The following is a 15,759-nucleotide window of genomic DNA, read 5'->3' on the forward strand; positions in this document are numbered from 1 at the left end:
CCAACTTCGGCTGACTTGGAGACTCCATGCAGAGTCTCCACAGAGTGGAGAAATCTCACTCCAAAATGAGACAAGCCACACTATGACGGGAGATCTCTCGACTCCGAGTCTCAATAGAGCCTAGTACCTTTGCCCTCATATCGACATGCAGCTCCGCTCGAGATGACGATTCGGAGAACAGCTTACTGTCATTTTGATAATAAAGGAAGCGGAAAAGGGGCTGTGAAAAAATGATGTCATTTTTTCGCAGCCCCTTTTTTGGTGCTTGAAAATGGTTAGAAAGTAAACTGCATGCCGATTTCAAAATTGCGGCCGGGCGCGGAGTACCAGTACATTTTATCAGGGCCAGAGGAACTGCCTACATCCGTGTAAAACTGGTCGAAGATATTATTGACTCTGGCAAAAAGGGTGGCTCCTTTGGCAAACTGATAATTGGCCGCCACGTCCCATACCCAGTAGTTGGCATAGTTTCTCATTTCAGGGCAGGCTTTATTCCCATAACGATTCATGACACCTCTGCCGTCCAGGGAAGCATTGAATTTATCTGCCTTATAGTTTATGCCTACATTCAGTGTACTTTCGGGAATGAATCCATCATTATTGATGTTTTTCCCTTTCTGTGCATTGATATGCATATAGGTGTATCCCACATAGGTGCTCCAATGCCGGCTGAATTCTTTATTCAGATTGAGATTGAATCCATTGATATTGGCGCGATCCATATTTTCATAAGTATAATTATATGTATTTCCGATTCGTTCAGGTTGAATTATATTGTGTGCATAGGTATGGAATATATTCAATGTTCCACTTAAGGTATCATCAAATTGATGGTTGACGCCGAATTCCAAGGTATACCCAGTTTCCGGCTTCAGATTTTTATTACCGTATGTCCCCCAAATAGGATTAGGATTCCATACATACATCTGGTACAGGTTCGGTGCCACAAAGAATGTTTTGTAATTGAAATAATAGTTCGTTTTATCATTGGGCATATAGCCAATGGACAAGCTGGGAGAAGTCCGGTTTCCAAACTGGGAATGATGATCTACACGGATGCCCGGGGTCACATTCCACTGCTTGGTGATATTGATTTTATCCTGCAGATAAAAAGCAGCGGTATGCACCTTCTTCCCGGCCAGTTCCTGTTCCTGGGGATATTTCCGGATTTCATCCTCATACCAGTCAAATCCGCCGGTAATGGTCTGGTTATCCAGATCATAAATTAACTGGTCTGAAATACCGCTGGTACGCATATCCATTTTCCAAGACTGCATGGGTACATTGAAGGAAGTGTTATTGCGATAGATAGAGAATAAATTGGTTAAGCGGTCATTGATTTTAGCCTTATATTGAAGACTTGTGGAATCATTATCCTTTGTTCCGGCAGAAGGAATCCTGTCCTTGGTTCCACTCTTTGGCATGGTATAGTCAGATGAATATTTTTCATAATGGAAAACCAGGTCAGAGTCATTTCCCAAGTCATATCCCATCTTCACATTATAGTGGTCGGCATTCAGGTGATTGACGACTCTTCGTCCCCAGCCGTCCTTATACTGATGGAGCAATTCCTTTCCGGCTTCCACCGTCCAGAAAAGATTACCTTCCCGACCTTCATTGTAAAAGTTGTAATTTTCTCTTCCGAAATTGCCCACCGAAGCACGGAGTGTGGTATGAACACCATTCTCTTTTGGCGCCTTAGTAATAATATTGATAACCCCGCCCTGCGCATCGGAGCCATACAGAGTGGATGCTGCTCCCTTCAGTACTTCGATATGGTCAACGGAAGCCATATTGGTGAGCTCTCCTATGCTGGCATTCATGAGGCTGTTCCCGTTGGTATTTCTTCTCATCCCATCCACCAGCACCACCACATTGGGAGAGCCATTGATATAGACCTGGTCACTGTTTGTTGTCTGGCTGCTTATACCATGACTGGCAATCATCACTCCCGGCACATGGCGGATGGCCTCACTCACATCGTCATAGTGCTTTTCTTCGATTTCCTTCGCTGTCACCACGGACACGTCGGCGTTGGAATCGATTTTCTTTTCCGGCACGCGGCTGGCGGTGACTACGATGCCATCTAAGGTGTACACCGGCATGTCGGCCGCCTCAACGCAAAAAGCGCCGCCGGAAAGTGATAAAACCGCCAGTGACGCTGCTAAAATTTTCCTGTTCATAGAAATACCTCCCTCATTTCCCTGATTCGGGCGTATGAAACCAAGCCGCATCCCGGAAAAGCAGTATACATCGTACCCTTTTCCCACGAAACGGTGGATTTGATTCATAAGGCAGTTCTTCTGACTCAGCTTCCACAGGGATTTCGTCTTCCCGGTTTCCCAGTGACATTTTGAAATTCCCCTAGGGAAGCACCGATGAAGTCATTGTCTGCTTTCATTCTAGGGAAGCGCTGATTAAATCAGTGTTTGCTTTCATTCTTGAAATTTTATGCAATGCAAGGAATGGGATGACGCAAATAGCGAGCTATTTAAGGAATCCCATGACGCAGCAGTGCATAAAATTTCTTATGAAAGTAAACTCTATGAATTAATCAGTGCTTCCCTAGAATTTTCATGCAATGCAAGGAATGGGGTGACGCGAATAGCGAGCGATTTAACGCAGCAGTGCATGAAAATTCTTATGAAAGCAGACTCTATGAATGAATCAGTGCTTCCCGAAGCCTTACAGCGGCGGGACCGTGGCGGAATCGGGTTTCCCCTCACCGCGCTTCTCTTTTCATCTCCTCCGGCCGGTCTCTCCGGTCGGATTCAAACCATTATGAATTTCTTAATAAACTTACTCCTTTATTATACATGAATCTCAGATTATGTAAACTATTTTTTAATGTTTAAAATGAGTATTTTTTTATATGCTATAATGAAGCTGATATTTTCGTACAGGGAGGTTATGATGAAATACGCAAAGGCCGGCGCTTTATGCGCCAGTTTCCTCATTTTTCTATCCCTTTCCGGCTGCGGCATGAAGCCCATGGCCCCTTCCGGAGAAGGAAAAAGCTATACCGTCACCGATGCCACAGGGAAAGAAGTGGTAATTCCTGCCAAGCCGAAGAGGATTCTGGGAAATTCCGCTTCCATCGACACCATGCTCCTTTCCGTGGTGACGCCGGACAAGCTGATGGCCGCCACCGAAGCAGACCGGGACCCCAATATTTCCTATATTGCCAATGAAACAAAAGACATTCCCCTCACCGTCCCCCTCACCGGTCTTTCCATGGAAGTGGTGACGGAAGCAAAGCCGGACCTCATCGTGGCCTCCACCTATACCGACGGCAAAGAACTGGATCTCTACCGGAACCTGGGCATTCCGGTGGTGGTCATCGACGGCCCCCGCTCCATTGACCAGGTGAAGGAGGATGTGCGTATCATTGCGGCGGCGGCAGGAGAAAAGGAACGGGGCGAAAATGTGATTTCCCAGATGGACAGCGCCCTTTCTGAAATTGACAGACGCCTTTCAGAGGAAAGGGGAAAGAAACCGGTGGTGTACCTGGTGTCCCAGATGACCCGCTACGGCGGCCCCGGCTCCATGTTCAACGAACTCCTCACGGCAGCCCGCATTGACAACGCCATCACCCTGGCCGGCGGCGTCAACGGCCAGGCCACATCGCCGGAGCTTATTATCAAGACAGACCCGGACATGCTCTTCGTATCCACCGACCGCTCCTCCGATACCACCGGCGCCGCCAAATACAGGGATGACTTCCTCTCCAATCCCGCCATCGCTTCCATGCGGGCCGCCAAACACATTGTACCGGTGGAAGACCGCTACATTTACTCCGCCTCCCAGAACTGCGTATGGGCCATCAAGGGCCTGGCCAACGCCGCCTACGGCCCCATTTTCGACATGAGCGGCGAAGGGCAGATAAAAGGATATTAAAGGGCCGCTTCGCGACCCGGGTTCAAAGGGTTCAAGGGGGCGCGGCTTCGCCGCAGGTTGTGGCCTGCTGACGCAGTCAGGTTGTGTAGAAAGGTTGTGAACGAAAGGGTTCTTACATTTAATGCGCCTAACGGCGCAAAGGTTCTCAGGTTTGACGGCCCTATCGGGCCGAGGATTGTGGTATCGCCCCTTTGGGCCATGAGTTTTAATGCCGCCTGTCGGCGCCTTTGCGCAGCAAAGGTCTATCCTCACCGCTATCGCGGAGCTCCTTCCAGAGGAAGGAGCCAGCGTTACGTTCTTGCCTCCCCCTGCAGTCATTCTCGTATAGTATGTGTAGGGCATGAAGTCAAATACTTCCATTGCCCATCTTGATGGGTAGGGAATCCTGGTGCTACGATGAAAGTAACATGGAATAGCTCAGAAGACGACCAAGTCATCCTGCGGTTCTACCGCCAGCTCAGTATTCTCGCCTGGCTCTTTCTCCCATTCTGCCTACTTCAGAATTTGCGGCCCCGGGCGGAGCTTCTTCCAGTAAACGATTTACCTCCACGGGTGATTGCCTATTAACGAGATTTTAGAGGGAGTTTGAGATCAGGATTCCTTCTCCTATTTCATGAATGTTGCCAGGAAGGAGGTGCGATTATGAAACAATATGAATTACTCCATTCTTTGTTTGTTGGTATAGACGTTTCGATGAAAGAGAACGTTGTGCATGCGATGCCTTTTTCCCCTGAGGACCATCCTGGGCACGCGCATCTGCGTTTTTCCGCTCCTAACACTCCTGCTGGATCTGTAGGAATTGTCGAAAAAGTCAGTGACTTCTTGAAATTCTATCCTGATGTCATACAGGTTGTCATTGCGTTAGAGGCTACTTCGGTTTATTCTTTTCACCTGGCAACATTTCTGTCCGTTGCACATTTTAACGGACACATCCCAGCCATCGTCTATTCCGTTAATCCCAAAGAGATTCATGCTTACAAGAAAACTTTTACGGATGTAGGGAAAGACGACTATGTCGATGCCATGGTTATTGCCGATTATGCGCGTTCCAACAAAATCCGGTCACGCCCTTGGAAAGGGCCAGAACTGCTTGGCTTGCGGGTACTTACACGTTTGAGATTCCGCATCGCCAAACTCATGGGAATAGTGAAGAACTCGACCGGAAACAGCATCTACCTTGAATGCAGCGGACTTATGACAGGAGAGAATCCCTTTTGTAATGTATGGACCACCACCTGCCAGGAGCTGCTGACAACCTTTCAGGGCCCTGATGAAATCCTCAGTCTGTCCGATGAGGAACTGCTCAATTTCATCACAGAAAAAGGACACGGAAGATTTTCCCATCCTTTAGATGTCGTCGAAAAAGTGAAGAAGGCAGCCCGCAATTCCTATCGGTTGGACAAAAGGGTTTATGAGCCACTGACTTCGGGATTATCCGTGTCCTTTTTCATTATACACTCTCTTGAGGCTGCAATAAAGAAATTGGACAAGTCCATTGAGACAATGGCCAAAAGTTTTTCAAGCGACTCATATCAGATCCTGCTGTCAATCGACGGCGTCGGACCAGTCATAGCCGGAGGGCTCCTAGCGGAAATTGGCGATATCAAGCGGTTCAAAACCGATGATGCCCTAGCTAAATACATAGGATTAACCTGGAGAGGAAAGCAATCCGGTCAATCAGAAAGCCCGGTTAAGCATCTGTCAAAAGCCGGTGATGTGTATCTCCGCTATTATGTGCTCTTAGCTACAGGACAGATCATAAACTACAGCGCTAAATATCGCGAGGCATATGAACGTATTCGCAGTCGTAAGACCCTATTTCCATACAGGGCCGCACTCAATCTCGTTGCTCGAAAGATCGTCCGGCTGATCTTTACATTACTGGATAAACATCAGCTGTATTCCGATAACAAAGTAATGGTAACGTTGGAATAGAAAGATCGAACGCCGGAATATATTCGAAAAAATCAATTTACCCGGTGGTGTGTTAAGGTTACACTTTTTTAAGAAAAAATAATAAATTTCTTCAAAAAAAAGACTTGACCTATGACCAGAATACTGAGCGCCAGCGAAGAATCTCGGTACATGCCGTATATGAATCATTTGTCATTAAATACCAATCGGCTGGAAAGAGCCGCTGCATGCAGATCCGAAAGCAGTCAGCTTCCGGCTGCGGGCTGAGTCCGACTTGTACTTTTAGAACCATCAACAAGAACAATATTCCGATAATTGGTACACCGGAGAGGTGGGATGAAGGAAGCGCCCTTTTCCTTCCCCTTTTCCATGGATCAAGGGCTTCTGGAAATGGATGGAATAAAGCCCGGACCTTTCGGTCTCTCTATTCTTATAGTATCTCCATGGGACAAAATCTTATCGTCTTTCTCCGTACCAGTCGATGTCGTGCCTGAGCTTATGCACCTTGTCCTTTGCTTCCTCGGCATCTCTTCTCAAGTCTTCTACCATGCTTGTCACCGTTGCCAAATTCTGCCGAAGCATTTCCTTTTCCATCTGGAGCAGCCGGATCTGGCCCTTCAGTTTGATGATCTCCAGGCTGGCACGGCCTTCATGATCCTCGTCTTCATCATCATAGTCATCATCATAGACATCATCATAATCATCGTTATCGTCCAGGCGTTCTGCCCGATTTTCCATATACTGGGCATCCAGCAGGATCTTTTCCATCAGGTATTCCACGTTTCCAAGGGTACTGTCCAGGGGTACATAGTTGTCGTCAATGAGGTATTCCATCATAATCTCCTTGCTGATAAAAAGGCACCTACCGGTGCGAATGGTTCAGACCCTCCGGTCCCATGGGCCGGAGGGTTCTCAGATTTAACAGGCCCTGCAGACAATGAGCGGAAAGTCTGTTACATACCTTCCCAGCGGTCAGCGGCCCTTTACTTCCCGTCTTCCCGGGGCGGTTCCTGCTTGTCTGCTTCCGGATGGGCTTCTGCTTCCATTTCATAGGACCACATGTGGGTGGGAATCATATTTCCATCCTTATCGCAGGTATAGCGCACGGACTTGGGCATGGTTCTGGCAGTGGAAAGGGGGCTGGTAAAGCCGCGGCCTATGACGTCGGTGGTATTCATAATGAAAAGGAAGGCCGAAGGGTCTATGTCTTCGATAAGATGGCGCACCCTGGTAATCTGGGTAAGGTCCACAATGGCGAAGACGATCTTCTTTTCTACGCCGGAGAAAGCGCCCTGGCCATAGAGAAGGGTGGCGCCGTGATGGATATTCCGAAGGATGGCATCGGAAATTTCCAGAGGCTTGTCGGACACGATGAAGGCAGCCTTGCGCTGGGCAAAGCCAATGACAATGCGGCTGGAGAGATTGGCATTAATATACATGGAAATCAGGGTGCAGATGGCCGGTTCCAGGGTAAAGATGAAGGCGCCGGCAGTGACGATGACAAAGTTCAGGGCGAAAACCACGTAGCCGATTTCCAGATTGTAATATTTCTTCAAAATGGCTCCCACCACATCCAGTCCACCGGTATTGCTGTTGTAGCGGTAGAGGAGGCCCATGGAAAGGCCCAGCACCACGCCGCCGGAAATAGCAGCCACCAGCGGCTCTTTCACCACATTGTAGTCTGCCAGGAAGGATGTCAGGTCAATGAAAACAGAGCAGCACACGGTGCCTAGAATGGTAATGAGGGTGTAGAATTTCCCCATGAATTTCAGGGAAAGAAGAAGGATAGGAATATTTAAGAGCAGGTTCGCCATGCCGATGGGGAAGCCGGTGAGGTAGTAAAGCACCATGGCCATACCGGTGAGCCCGCCGGAAAGGAACTGATGAGGCACCAGGAAGGCATTGACGCCTACGGAGTATAAAAAGGTACCCACCAGGGTAATCCCGATAATAAAAGCAAGCCGCTGCCAGAACGTGGGGCTGCGGAAATCCGCTCCTAATGTGGTTGACATAGTATTGTCCTTTCTCCTTTGCCTTTGAAAGCTTTGAATTATTTATTATTATATCATTCTTCAGGAAGATAAGCAGAGGATAAACGGGGTACGGGACACGCCTGCGGCGTGAGGGTTCAAGGACGCGCCTTTGGCGCGAAGGTTCAGAAGGTTCAGAAGGTTCAGAGGGTGGTGGTGGCGGCTTCGCCGCAGATTATAAAAAAAGGGGCGCGGCTGGCGCCGCGGGTTGTGTAGAAGGGTTGTGTTCGCTTCCGCTCAGGGGGCGACAGCGCCTGCGGCGCTGAGGGTGGCGGTATCGCCCTCTCGGGCGATGAGTATGAAGTCAGCGTTACGGGGGATGTCAAGAATTTTGTGTTTTTAGATTAACCAATCGTATTTAGCGATTAGTTTGCTCATACGTTCGTCAATCAATAATTGGTTCATAACAGCCTGCCAGTTAAAGACCTTTCCTTTGCCCTTCCATTTGGTGTTCTTGAGCTCAAGGACACGGAGGTAGAGAAGCTTCAGGATGGCCTCGTCATTGGCAAAAGAGCCCTTACGGGTTACCTTTCTGAAACTGGAATTGATGCTTTCTATGGCATTGGTAGTGTACATGACTCTCCGTACATTAGAGCCGTAGTTAAACAGCTGTTCCACGTGCTGGAAGTTGTTTTCCCAGACCGCTATAGCCCCAGGATAGGCTGCCCATTTTCCCTTGAACTTTTCAAACAATCTGCGAGCTTCTGCTACATTGGTAGCCTTGTAGATTTCTTTCAGTTCTTTCAAGAACTCTCTGGATTTGTTCCAGGGAATATACCGCATGGAATTACGGATCAGATGGACAATGCAGCGTTGCACCACTGTGCCAGGGAAGATGGCAGCAGCGCCTTCTTCAAGGCCGCTGACACCATCCATGGAGATGAAACCAATGTCCTGTACTCCCCGGTTCTTGATTTCATCGAAAATCTGCATCCAGGTATGCTTACCTTCCGTTTCGTTGATCCAGATACCAAGGATATCCTTCTCACCATTGATGTCATACCCAAGGATGACGTAGACAGCCTTTTGTTTCAGGGCTCTGTCAGTCTTCATGGGAACATACAGACAGTCGATGAAGAGAAAGGTATAAAAAGGAAACAGTGGGCGATTCTGCCACGCATATACTTCGTCCAGGATCCGGTCCGTAATATGGGCAATCTGTTCATGGGAGATGGAGAAACCGTAGATTTCTTCAATGGTCGAAGAGATGTCTCTCTGGCTCATTCCACGGCCATACATGGCAAGAACTTTCCCTTCGATAGAGGAAACATCACGCTGGTATTTTTGGATTAACTGGGGTTCAAAAGTACCTTCCCGATCACGAGGGACTTGGATGGGTACCGTTCCCATGGAGGTCTTCAGGTTCTTCCTGGAATACCCATTTCTCGTATTCTTGGAATCCTCAGGGGTGCTGCCGTTCTTGGGATAGCCTAAGTGGTTATCCAATTCACCCTTAAGAGCTGCTTCAAACAATGGTCCAAAGACACTCTTTAAGGCGGACTGCATCTCTTCGACAGTGGTCGGTTTGTAGGTTTCGTAGATTTCCTGCGCAATTTTTTCGCCAGGGGTAGGGGTACGCTTTGCCATGGTAGTAACTCCTTTTCCTCTTTCTCCCCTTAAGTATGAGGTATGAAAATATTTTGAGCAAGATTCATTTACACAAAATATTTTACACTACCGCGTTACGGGATTGGCTTTCTATGTCATATGGCATGAAAAGCATTACGTCGATCAGCCACCTCCGGTGGCTTTTCCCCCTCCCCCTTTGGTGGCTGGCGCCACCACCTTTCCCCCGCAAGCGGGGGCACTATAAAGCTCCGTTATGCTGTGAGCTGCTTATGAAAGGACTGCTTTGCGGATCTTTATTGTCCCACCGCTCCGCGGGGGGAAGGTGGTACCGTAAGGCACCAAAGGGGGAATGCATTTCCTCGAGCGGAGCGAGGTTGGCCTGTTTTCCGACGCCCGCAGGGCGGTTGTAAAGGTTTTATCATAAGAGGGCGCCTTCTATAAATGTAAGGCGCCCACCACAACCCTCAGCGGCAGAGCCGCTGTCAAACTTAAGAACCCTTGGGGCGATAGCCCCGTCAAACTTTAGAACCTTCAAGCCCCAAAGGGGCTTGTCCATAGGGCGTGTCAATCTTCGGGAATACTGGAAAGCACCGCCCAGGTCCCGACCCCGACCGCGCCAAAGGCGCCTGAACCCTCAAGCCCCAAAGGGGCTTGTCCATAAGCCGACAGCGGACAGGGAGACTTGAAATAATCAAGTTGCCTGTTTTCTCATTTTCCTGTACAATATCATTATATTAATTTAATGTTTTAATATTGTATTTTAAGGATTTCCTATGAACTGTTACGACAGACATTACCTGAAAATCGCACTGCCTGCCGCACTGGAGGGGCTTTTTATGATTCTCCTTGCTTCCACGGACCTCATACTGGTGGGAGCTCTGGGGAGCCTTTCGGTGGCTGCCGTGAGTATCTTTCTCCAGCCCCGTCTCATCCTTCTCTGCTTTTCCCGTTCCCTGGCTTCGGCGGTGACCCTGGTGTCCTGTAACTATGCAGGCCGGGGAGAGAAGGAGCCGTCGGCGGATCTTCTGAAGAAGTCTCTTTTCCTGGGTGCTCTGGCCCTGGGACTGCTGCACGGGATTTTTTTCATTTTTCTGGAAGATATATTAATCCTCATGGGCGCCTCTTCCGACTACCTGCCCCTGGCCATGGAGTACAGCCCCCTGGCCCTTCTGGCGGTGTATTTCACTTCCCTTACCCTCATTCTGCAGGCGGTGCAGCTGGGGTATGGAAATACGGCTTCCATCATGAAAACCAATATCTGCGGAAATCTGCTGAACGCAGCGCTGAGTTTCCTCCTCATCCGGGGGCTGGGGCCTGTACCTGCCTATGGCGTTTTTGGTGCTGCCATAGGCACCGCTGCCGGCACTCTTTTCTCTCTTCTCTATGCCTGGTTCCTTCTTAAACGGGAAGGCTTCTTCCATGGGGGCCGCTGGATTCCCGATGCCGCCTATTTCAAAAAGGTGGGTCCCCTTTTCAGCAGTGTATTAAGCGAGCAGGGCAGCGAGCGCATGGGCATGGTGCTCTTTTCACGTATGGCCGCCGGCCTAGGTACGGTGCCCTTCGCGGTGCACAGCATCTGCATGAATATCTGCGATATTTACTATGATTTCATTATGGGCTTCGGCAAAGCAGGCATGGTGAGCGCCGGGCAGGCTGTAGGACGGGGCAGAATGGCCGACTGGCAGCAGTACCGGAAAAGAGGGCTCCGCTGGTGCCTGCTCCTTTCCACCGCAGCCTGCGTCAGCATTCTTTTCTTTGAGGACTCCCTCTTTTCTATCTATTCTTCCGATCCTGCTCTTCACGTGCTGGCGGGCCCCATCATGGTTTTCATTGCCCTGGTGAGCTACCCCGAGGCGCTGGCCCTCTGGGGCGCCGGCATCCTTCGGGGCAGCGGACAGACGGCCCAGGTGGCGGCCTATTCTTTCCTGTCCATCACCTTCCTCAGGCCTCTCATGACAGCCTTCTTCATTTATGTGCTGGACATGGGCCTCATCGGCACCTGGTGCGCCCTTTTCATTGACCAGGTCATCCGCGCCTCCTGCGCCGCCTTTCTGGTGAACCGCCTTTCCGCAAAGAGGGGCTTCCTTCCCGATGCGGGATAAAAGAAATCAAAAAACTGTGCAGAAATTTCTCATTTCCGCACAGTTTTTGATTGGCCTGTGATGGGTTCATTCTTTGTCAGCCGCTTTGACAAAGAACCATTTATGGGCCAGGCTGTCATAGGTGCCGTCATCCATCATGCTTTTCAGGGCCTCATTGATTTCCTTCTTCAGCTGAGGATTATCTTTGGAAAGGGCAATCGCAAAATTGTCTTCCGTAGGAATGGTGCCGGACAGGGACAGCCGGCTGCTGCCGCCATGCTCCAGTTCGTAAAGGGCCGCCTGGTCTCCTGTAATGCCCACGTCCGCTTTTCCTGCTTCCAGGGCTTTGAAAATGTCCTCATAATGGTCCATGGATATGATTTCTTTGGGATTTTGGGCTTTTGCCCTGGCTTCACTGGTAGATCCCCTTTTGGCCGCCACCACTTTGCCAGCCAGTTCTTCTTCATTCCGCACCGGTGGATTTCCTTTTTTTACAAGGAGAGAGTATCCGCTCAGCCGGTAGTAGGAGTCTGAAAAGGCCACCAGTTTCTCTCTTTCTTTCGTCACTGTGACAGCCCCTATGGCCATGTCCACCTGTTTTCCGGCCACCGCGTCCAGCAGTCTGTCAAAGGGCATATCCCTGAACTCGATGGTCGCTCCGGTTCTGCGGCCGATTTCCTTGAGCAGGTCGACCTCAAAGCCCACCAGGTTACTGTTCTCATCCACATAGCGGAAGGGCGGATAGGCCGCTTCCGTGGCTACCTTCCATACCCTGCCTTTTTCCATGCTTTTTGCTTCTTCCCCGTTTCCGCCGCACCCCTGAATCATGACGACGGCCCCTGCCAGCATGACGGCAGCTGCCAGTTTCTTCCAGTTATTCATAGAAGCCTCCCTCTAATTTTTATATTATAACGATTTATAAATTATTTATATTAAATATATATTATATTCTCTAATTTTTCAACTTTAATTGTTCAATTCTTTTTAATCGTGTGCGTATAAAAAACTTATAAAGCAGATTGCGGCCCGATGCCCCGGAGGAGGAAGGAAATCCCATGAATCCCCTCCCGGGTATGAAAAAAGGCTCTGCCCTGGAAGGCAGAGTCTTTTTCATTGGTACCGGCATCCCGCAGATGAAACCGCAGGAAATCCCCATCAATATTTATAGTTCAGTGCCAGGGTCCAGGCTTTATCATCAAATCCATCCTTCTGATTGTCCAGGTCAAAGGCATATTCACCATGGAGGGACACATTCTTCATGAGAGCCACATCGCCGAAGATGCTCCAGTAGGTAAGGGTCTTGTCTTTGGCTATGCCGTTCCAGATTTCCCCTGTATCATAGGTGGTACCATCGAGGTTGGCATTATAGCCCACCTTGTTGTAGGCCAGATTAAGGTCGAAGGAGCCCGGTTTCTTCATGGAGAAATTGTTGTATCCCAGGCCTGCCTGCCAGGACTTGTCTGCCTTTTTGGCATTGGAATCCCAATATTCCCCGAAAATCTGGAAGTCCTTCACCGGAATGGAGAGGTGGGTGCTCCACATATTGTCGAAGTGGGCTGTTTCCTTTCCCTTATCTCCCGGCAGTTTCACATAGGCTGCCCGAAGTTTGGCTGCGCCAAAGTCATAACCTGCTTCTGCCAGGACGGCATCGAAGGTGGAGGAGTCATAAAGCCATTCATTATCTACCAGGCGGCCAAAGGAAAGGGAGACGTCGAAGGCATCCTTTCCATAGGCCAGTTTTGCCCCTTTCAGGGTGGAGTCGAACATGAAGCCGTCATAAATGGTGACCGGCATACGTCCCAAGGTTACATTGGCATCGCCAAAGGTATGGTTTACATAGAGCCAGTCCATGATGGTATCCGACGAATTGTCTCCCTTGAAATCCATCTGGTTCTTGAAACGGCCCTGGACATAGGTGGAATCATTGACCTGGCCTCTGACCTTGATACGCATACGGCCTTTCCAGGAATCTCCTCTGGTTTTCTTGGAGTTATTGACATACCACATTTTGGCATCGCCGGACCAGGAAATATTTCCTACCTTCTTTTCCAAGTTGGAAACCCTAACGCCCAGATTTGCCAGTTCATCGGCATATTCGCCGGCCAGCTTATCCAGGGTGGCCCGCTGCTCCGCATTCAGCTGGTCTTCCTTTGCCATAAGGCGGGCAATGATCTGGGCCAGTTCATAGCGGGTGATATTTCTTTCCCCTTTGAAGGTACCGTCAGGGTATCCTTCCACCACTCCCTGGTCAGACAGGTCGGATACCGCCTGGTAAGCCCAGTCATCGGTGCTTACATCGGAAAAGGGATTGGCTGCCAGGGCGGAAACGCCGGCAGTCAGGGCTGCCGCTGCAGCCAGGACCATGATTTTCTTCATAATGTATTCTCCTTTGATATAATAGGTTTCCTGTCCGGCTTGGGGACAGTGTATTTCTTGCCGGCAGGAAACGAGCCAGCCCCTGCTGCCTTTCAGCCGAACAGTTCATCCGGCAGGACTTTGTTTTTGCCTTCTTCAATGGTAAAGACGGAGGCCAGCAGCTTTCTGGAATAGGGATCTTTCGCTTCGGACAGGTCTTTGATTTTTTCTACTACCCTGCCATGCTGCATGACTACGATGTTGTCGCAGAACATGTTGGCCAGGGCCAGGTCGTGGCAGATGAAGAAGTAGGCCACCCCTGTTTCCAGCTGCAGACGATGAAGGAGTTCGATCACCGTCTTCTGTACCGACATGTCCAGGGCACTGGTGGCTTCGTCACAGATAATGATTTCCGGCTTCAGCACCAGGGCCCGGGCAACGGCAATACGCTGCCGCTGTCCGCCGGACATGCTGTTGGGATAGCGGTCTGCGAAGTCCCCGGGCAGATCCACGAGGCGGAGCATTTCCCGCGCTTTTTCATCCACCTTTTCTTTTCCGATGAGGCCGTAGTTCATCAGGGGCTCGCAGATAATATCCCGGACCCGCTGTTTGGGGTCGAAGGCGGTAGAGGGATCCTGGAAAACCATTTGGATATTCTTTCTAGCCTGCCGGAATTCCTCGCCCTTCAGGGCAGTCATGTCTTTCCCGTGAAGGAGGATGCGCCCGCTGTCCATGGTGTAGAGCCGGGTCAGAATTTTGGCCAGGGTGGATTTCCCGGAGCCTGACTCGCCTACGATTCCCAGGGTTTCTCCTTTGTGGAGGCTGATGGTCACATGATCGGAAGCTGTCAGCTTTTTCCCGCCGCCCAGGTCAAAGGTTTTGACAATATCTTCCATGCGGAGGATTTCTTCTCCATATCCCTTCATGCCGTTTCACCTCCCAGCACCGGTACAGCAGCCAGAAGCATTTTCGTATAGTCTTCTCTGGGATGGTAAATGACTTCTTCCGCTTTCCCGTATTCCACCACCCGGCCCTGTCTCATCACCATAATGCGGTCTGCCATATAGGCTGCCACCCCCATGTTATGGGTGACGATGATAATGGCGGTGTTCATCTTTTTCCTTACTTCCATCATTTCCTTCACAATGGCTGCCTGGGTGGTTACATCCAGGGCGCTGGTGGGTTCGTCGGCCAGGAGAAGTTTCGGATGGAAGGCCATGGCCATGGCAATGCCTACGCGCTGGCGCATGCCGCCGGAAAGTTCGAAGGTGTAGCTTTTCAGAATCTGCTCCGGATCCGGCAGCCGCACCATGGAGAGCATGTCCACCATGCGCTGGTGGGCTTCTTTTTCATCGGTCATGCCGTGAAGGGCCAGATACTCCCGGAACTGGACGCCAATGGGCCGGATGGGATTCATCATGGCCCCGCTGTCCTGGAATATCATGGAAACGTCCTTCCCGTCCAGACTGCAGTGCTTTTCGGCAGACTGCTTCCGGGTGTCTTCTCCTTCAAAAATCATGGTGCCCTCCGCTATGTGCCCGCCTCCAGGCAGCACATGCTGGATGGCACGGATGACCGTGGTCTTTCCTGACCCCGATTCCCCTACAATGGCAAGGATTTCTCCCTGGTCTAACGTAAAGGAAACGTGTCGTACTACAGGCTCTGCCTTACCATAGGCAATGCCCAGATCATTGATTTCTAACAGCATATTGGCTCCTGTGAATGATGAATACTATGGATGCGCCTGTGGGCGCGAGGGTTCAGAAGGTTCAGAGAGTTCATAGGGAAAGGTTCTTAGGATTGACCGGCCCTATGGGCCGGAGGGTTCTTACGTTTGACGGGCCCTGCAGGCCCGAGGGTTGAGGTGGCGGCTTTGCCGCAAGTTTTATAGTACCGGCTTCTACCGCTTCGCG

At 50.1% G+C, this 15,759-nt stretch carries 11 protein-coding genes; 3 read left to right on the forward strand and 8 right to left on the reverse strand.

The features are described 5' to 3' along the window. Positions 1–275: 275 nt before the first annotated feature. On the reverse strand, positions 276–2,183 hold the full coding sequence (locus tag NW747_RS02825) for a TonB-dependent receptor plug domain-containing protein (RefSeq protein WP_273187924.1): 1,908 nt from the start codon (positions 2,181–2,183) through the stop codon (positions 276–278). A 727-nt stretch (positions 2,184–2,910) separates the two neighbouring features. Between NW747_RS02825 and NW747_RS02830 the strand changes: the two genes are divergently transcribed. Both NW747_RS02830 and NW747_RS02835 read left to right on the forward strand, forming a co-directional pair. After that, a complete protein-coding gene (locus tag NW747_RS02830) occupies positions 2,911–3,897 on the forward strand; it encodes an ABC transporter substrate-binding protein (protein ID WP_273187925.1) in 987 nt (328 codons plus the stop codon). 642 nt (positions 3,898–4,539) lie between these two features. Beyond that, positions 4,540–5,832: an IS110 family RNA-guided transposase gene (locus tag NW747_RS02835; protein ID WP_273186860.1), complete on the forward strand. Its 1,293-nt coding sequence runs from the start codon at positions 4,540–4,542 to the stop codon at positions 5,830–5,832. A gap of 435 nt (positions 5,833–6,267) precedes the next feature. Here NW747_RS02835 and NW747_RS02840 read toward each other — a convergent pair whose 3' ends face one another. The 3 genes from NW747_RS02840 to NW747_RS02850 all read right to left on the reverse strand — a co-directional run bounded on the left by NW747_RS02840 (position 6,268) and on the right by NW747_RS02850 (position 9,428). Further along, positions 6,268–6,648, reverse strand: coding sequence for a hypothetical protein (locus NW747_RS02840; RefSeq protein ID WP_273187926.1), 381 nt, complete (start codon positions 6,646–6,648; stop codon positions 6,268–6,270). A 146-nt stretch (positions 6,649–6,794) separates the two neighbouring features. Continuing rightward, positions 6,795–7,823 carry a YitT family protein gene (locus NW747_RS02845; RefSeq protein WP_273187927.1) on the reverse strand — a complete coding sequence of 343 codons (1,029 nt, stop codon included), beginning with the start codon at positions 7,821–7,823 and terminating at the stop codon, positions 6,795–6,797. Positions 7,824–8,180: 357 nt separating this feature from the next. Continuing rightward, the gene (locus tag NW747_RS02850) at positions 8,181–9,428 is read right to left on the reverse strand and encodes an IS256 family transposase (RefSeq protein WP_273186602.1); all 1,248 of its coding nucleotides are present in this window, start codon (positions 9,426–9,428) and stop codon (positions 8,181–8,183) included. A gap of 755 nt (positions 9,429–10,183) precedes the next feature. Between NW747_RS02850 and NW747_RS02855 the strand changes: the two genes are divergently transcribed. Next, the gene (locus tag NW747_RS02855) at positions 10,184–11,512 is read left to right on the forward strand and encodes an MATE family efflux transporter (protein WP_273187928.1); all 1,329 of its coding nucleotides are present in this window, start codon (positions 10,184–10,186) and stop codon (positions 11,510–11,512) included. 66 nt (positions 11,513–11,578) lie between these two features. Here the strand turns inward: NW747_RS02855 and NW747_RS02860 are convergent, their stop codons facing one another. From NW747_RS02860 to NW747_RS02875, 4 genes are all read right to left on the reverse strand, one after another. Continuing rightward, on the reverse strand, positions 11,579–12,373 hold the full coding sequence (locus NW747_RS02860) for a substrate-binding periplasmic protein (protein ID WP_273187929.1): 795 nt from the start codon (positions 12,371–12,373) through the stop codon (positions 11,579–11,581). A 273-nt stretch (positions 12,374–12,646) separates the two neighbouring features. Further along, a complete protein-coding gene (locus NW747_RS02865; RefSeq protein WP_273187930.1) occupies positions 12,647–13,867 on the reverse strand; it encodes an S-layer homology domain-containing protein in 1,221 nt (406 codons plus the stop codon). Positions 13,868–13,959: 92 nt separating this feature from the next. Continuing rightward, a complete protein-coding gene (locus NW747_RS02870; RefSeq protein WP_273187931.1) occupies positions 13,960–14,772 on the reverse strand; it encodes an ABC transporter ATP-binding protein in 813 nt (270 codons plus the stop codon). After that, positions 14,769–15,554, reverse strand: a complete 786-nt coding sequence (locus NW747_RS02875; protein WP_273187932.1) for an ABC transporter ATP-binding protein — start codon at positions 15,552–15,554, stop codon at positions 14,769–14,771. Before NW747_RS02875 ends, NW747_RS02870 begins: the two co-directional genes overlap by 4 nt. Between the last annotated feature and the right edge of the window lie 205 nt (positions 15,555–15,759).

The sequence above is a fragment of the Dialister succinatiphilus genome (assembly GCF_928721695.1).
GTDB lineage: Bacteria > Bacillota > Negativicutes > Veillonellales > Dialisteraceae > Dialister > Dialister succinatiphilus.

What these genes read in the sequence shown, in the direction of transcription:
- NW747_RS02825 (WP_273187924.1), bottom strand. Translation starts at nt 2,183, where the DNA reads ATGAACAGGAAAATTTTAGCAGCGTCACTGGCGGTTTTATCACTTTCC.
- NW747_RS02830 (WP_273187925.1), top strand. Translation starts at nt 2,911, where the DNA reads ATGATGAAATACGCAAAGGCCGGCGCTTTATGCGCCAGTTTCCTCATT.
- NW747_RS02835 (WP_273186860.1), top strand. Translation starts at nt 4,540, where the DNA reads ATGAAACAATATGAATTACTCCATTCTTTGTTTGTTGGTATAGACGTT.
- NW747_RS02840 (WP_273187926.1), bottom strand. Translation starts at nt 6,648, where the DNA reads ATGATGGAATACCTCATTGACGACAACTATGTACCCCTGGACAGTACC.
- NW747_RS02845 (WP_273187927.1), bottom strand. Translation starts at nt 7,823, where the DNA reads ATGTCAACCACATTAGGAGCGGATTTCCGCAGCCCCACGTTCTGGCAG.
- NW747_RS02850 (WP_273186602.1), bottom strand. Translation starts at nt 9,428, where the DNA reads ATGGCAAAGCGTACCCCTACCCCTGGCGAAAAAATTGCGCAGGAAATC.
- NW747_RS02855 (WP_273187928.1), top strand. Translation starts at nt 10,184, where the DNA reads ATGAACTGTTACGACAGACATTACCTGAAAATCGCACTGCCTGCCGCA.
- NW747_RS02860 (WP_273187929.1), bottom strand. Translation starts at nt 12,373, where the DNA reads ATGAATAACTGGAAGAAACTGGCAGCTGCCGTCATGCTGGCAGGGGCC.
- NW747_RS02865 (WP_273187930.1), bottom strand. Translation starts at nt 13,867, where the DNA reads ATGAAGAAAATCATGGTCCTGGCTGCAGCGGCAGCCCTGACTGCCGGC.
- NW747_RS02870 (WP_273187931.1), bottom strand. Translation starts at nt 14,772, where the DNA reads ATGAAGGGATATGGAGAAGAAATCCTCCGCATGGAAGATATTGTCAAA.
- NW747_RS02875 (WP_273187932.1), bottom strand. Translation starts at nt 15,554, where the DNA reads ATGCTGTTAGAAATCAATGATCTGGGCATTGCCTATGGTAAGGCAGAG.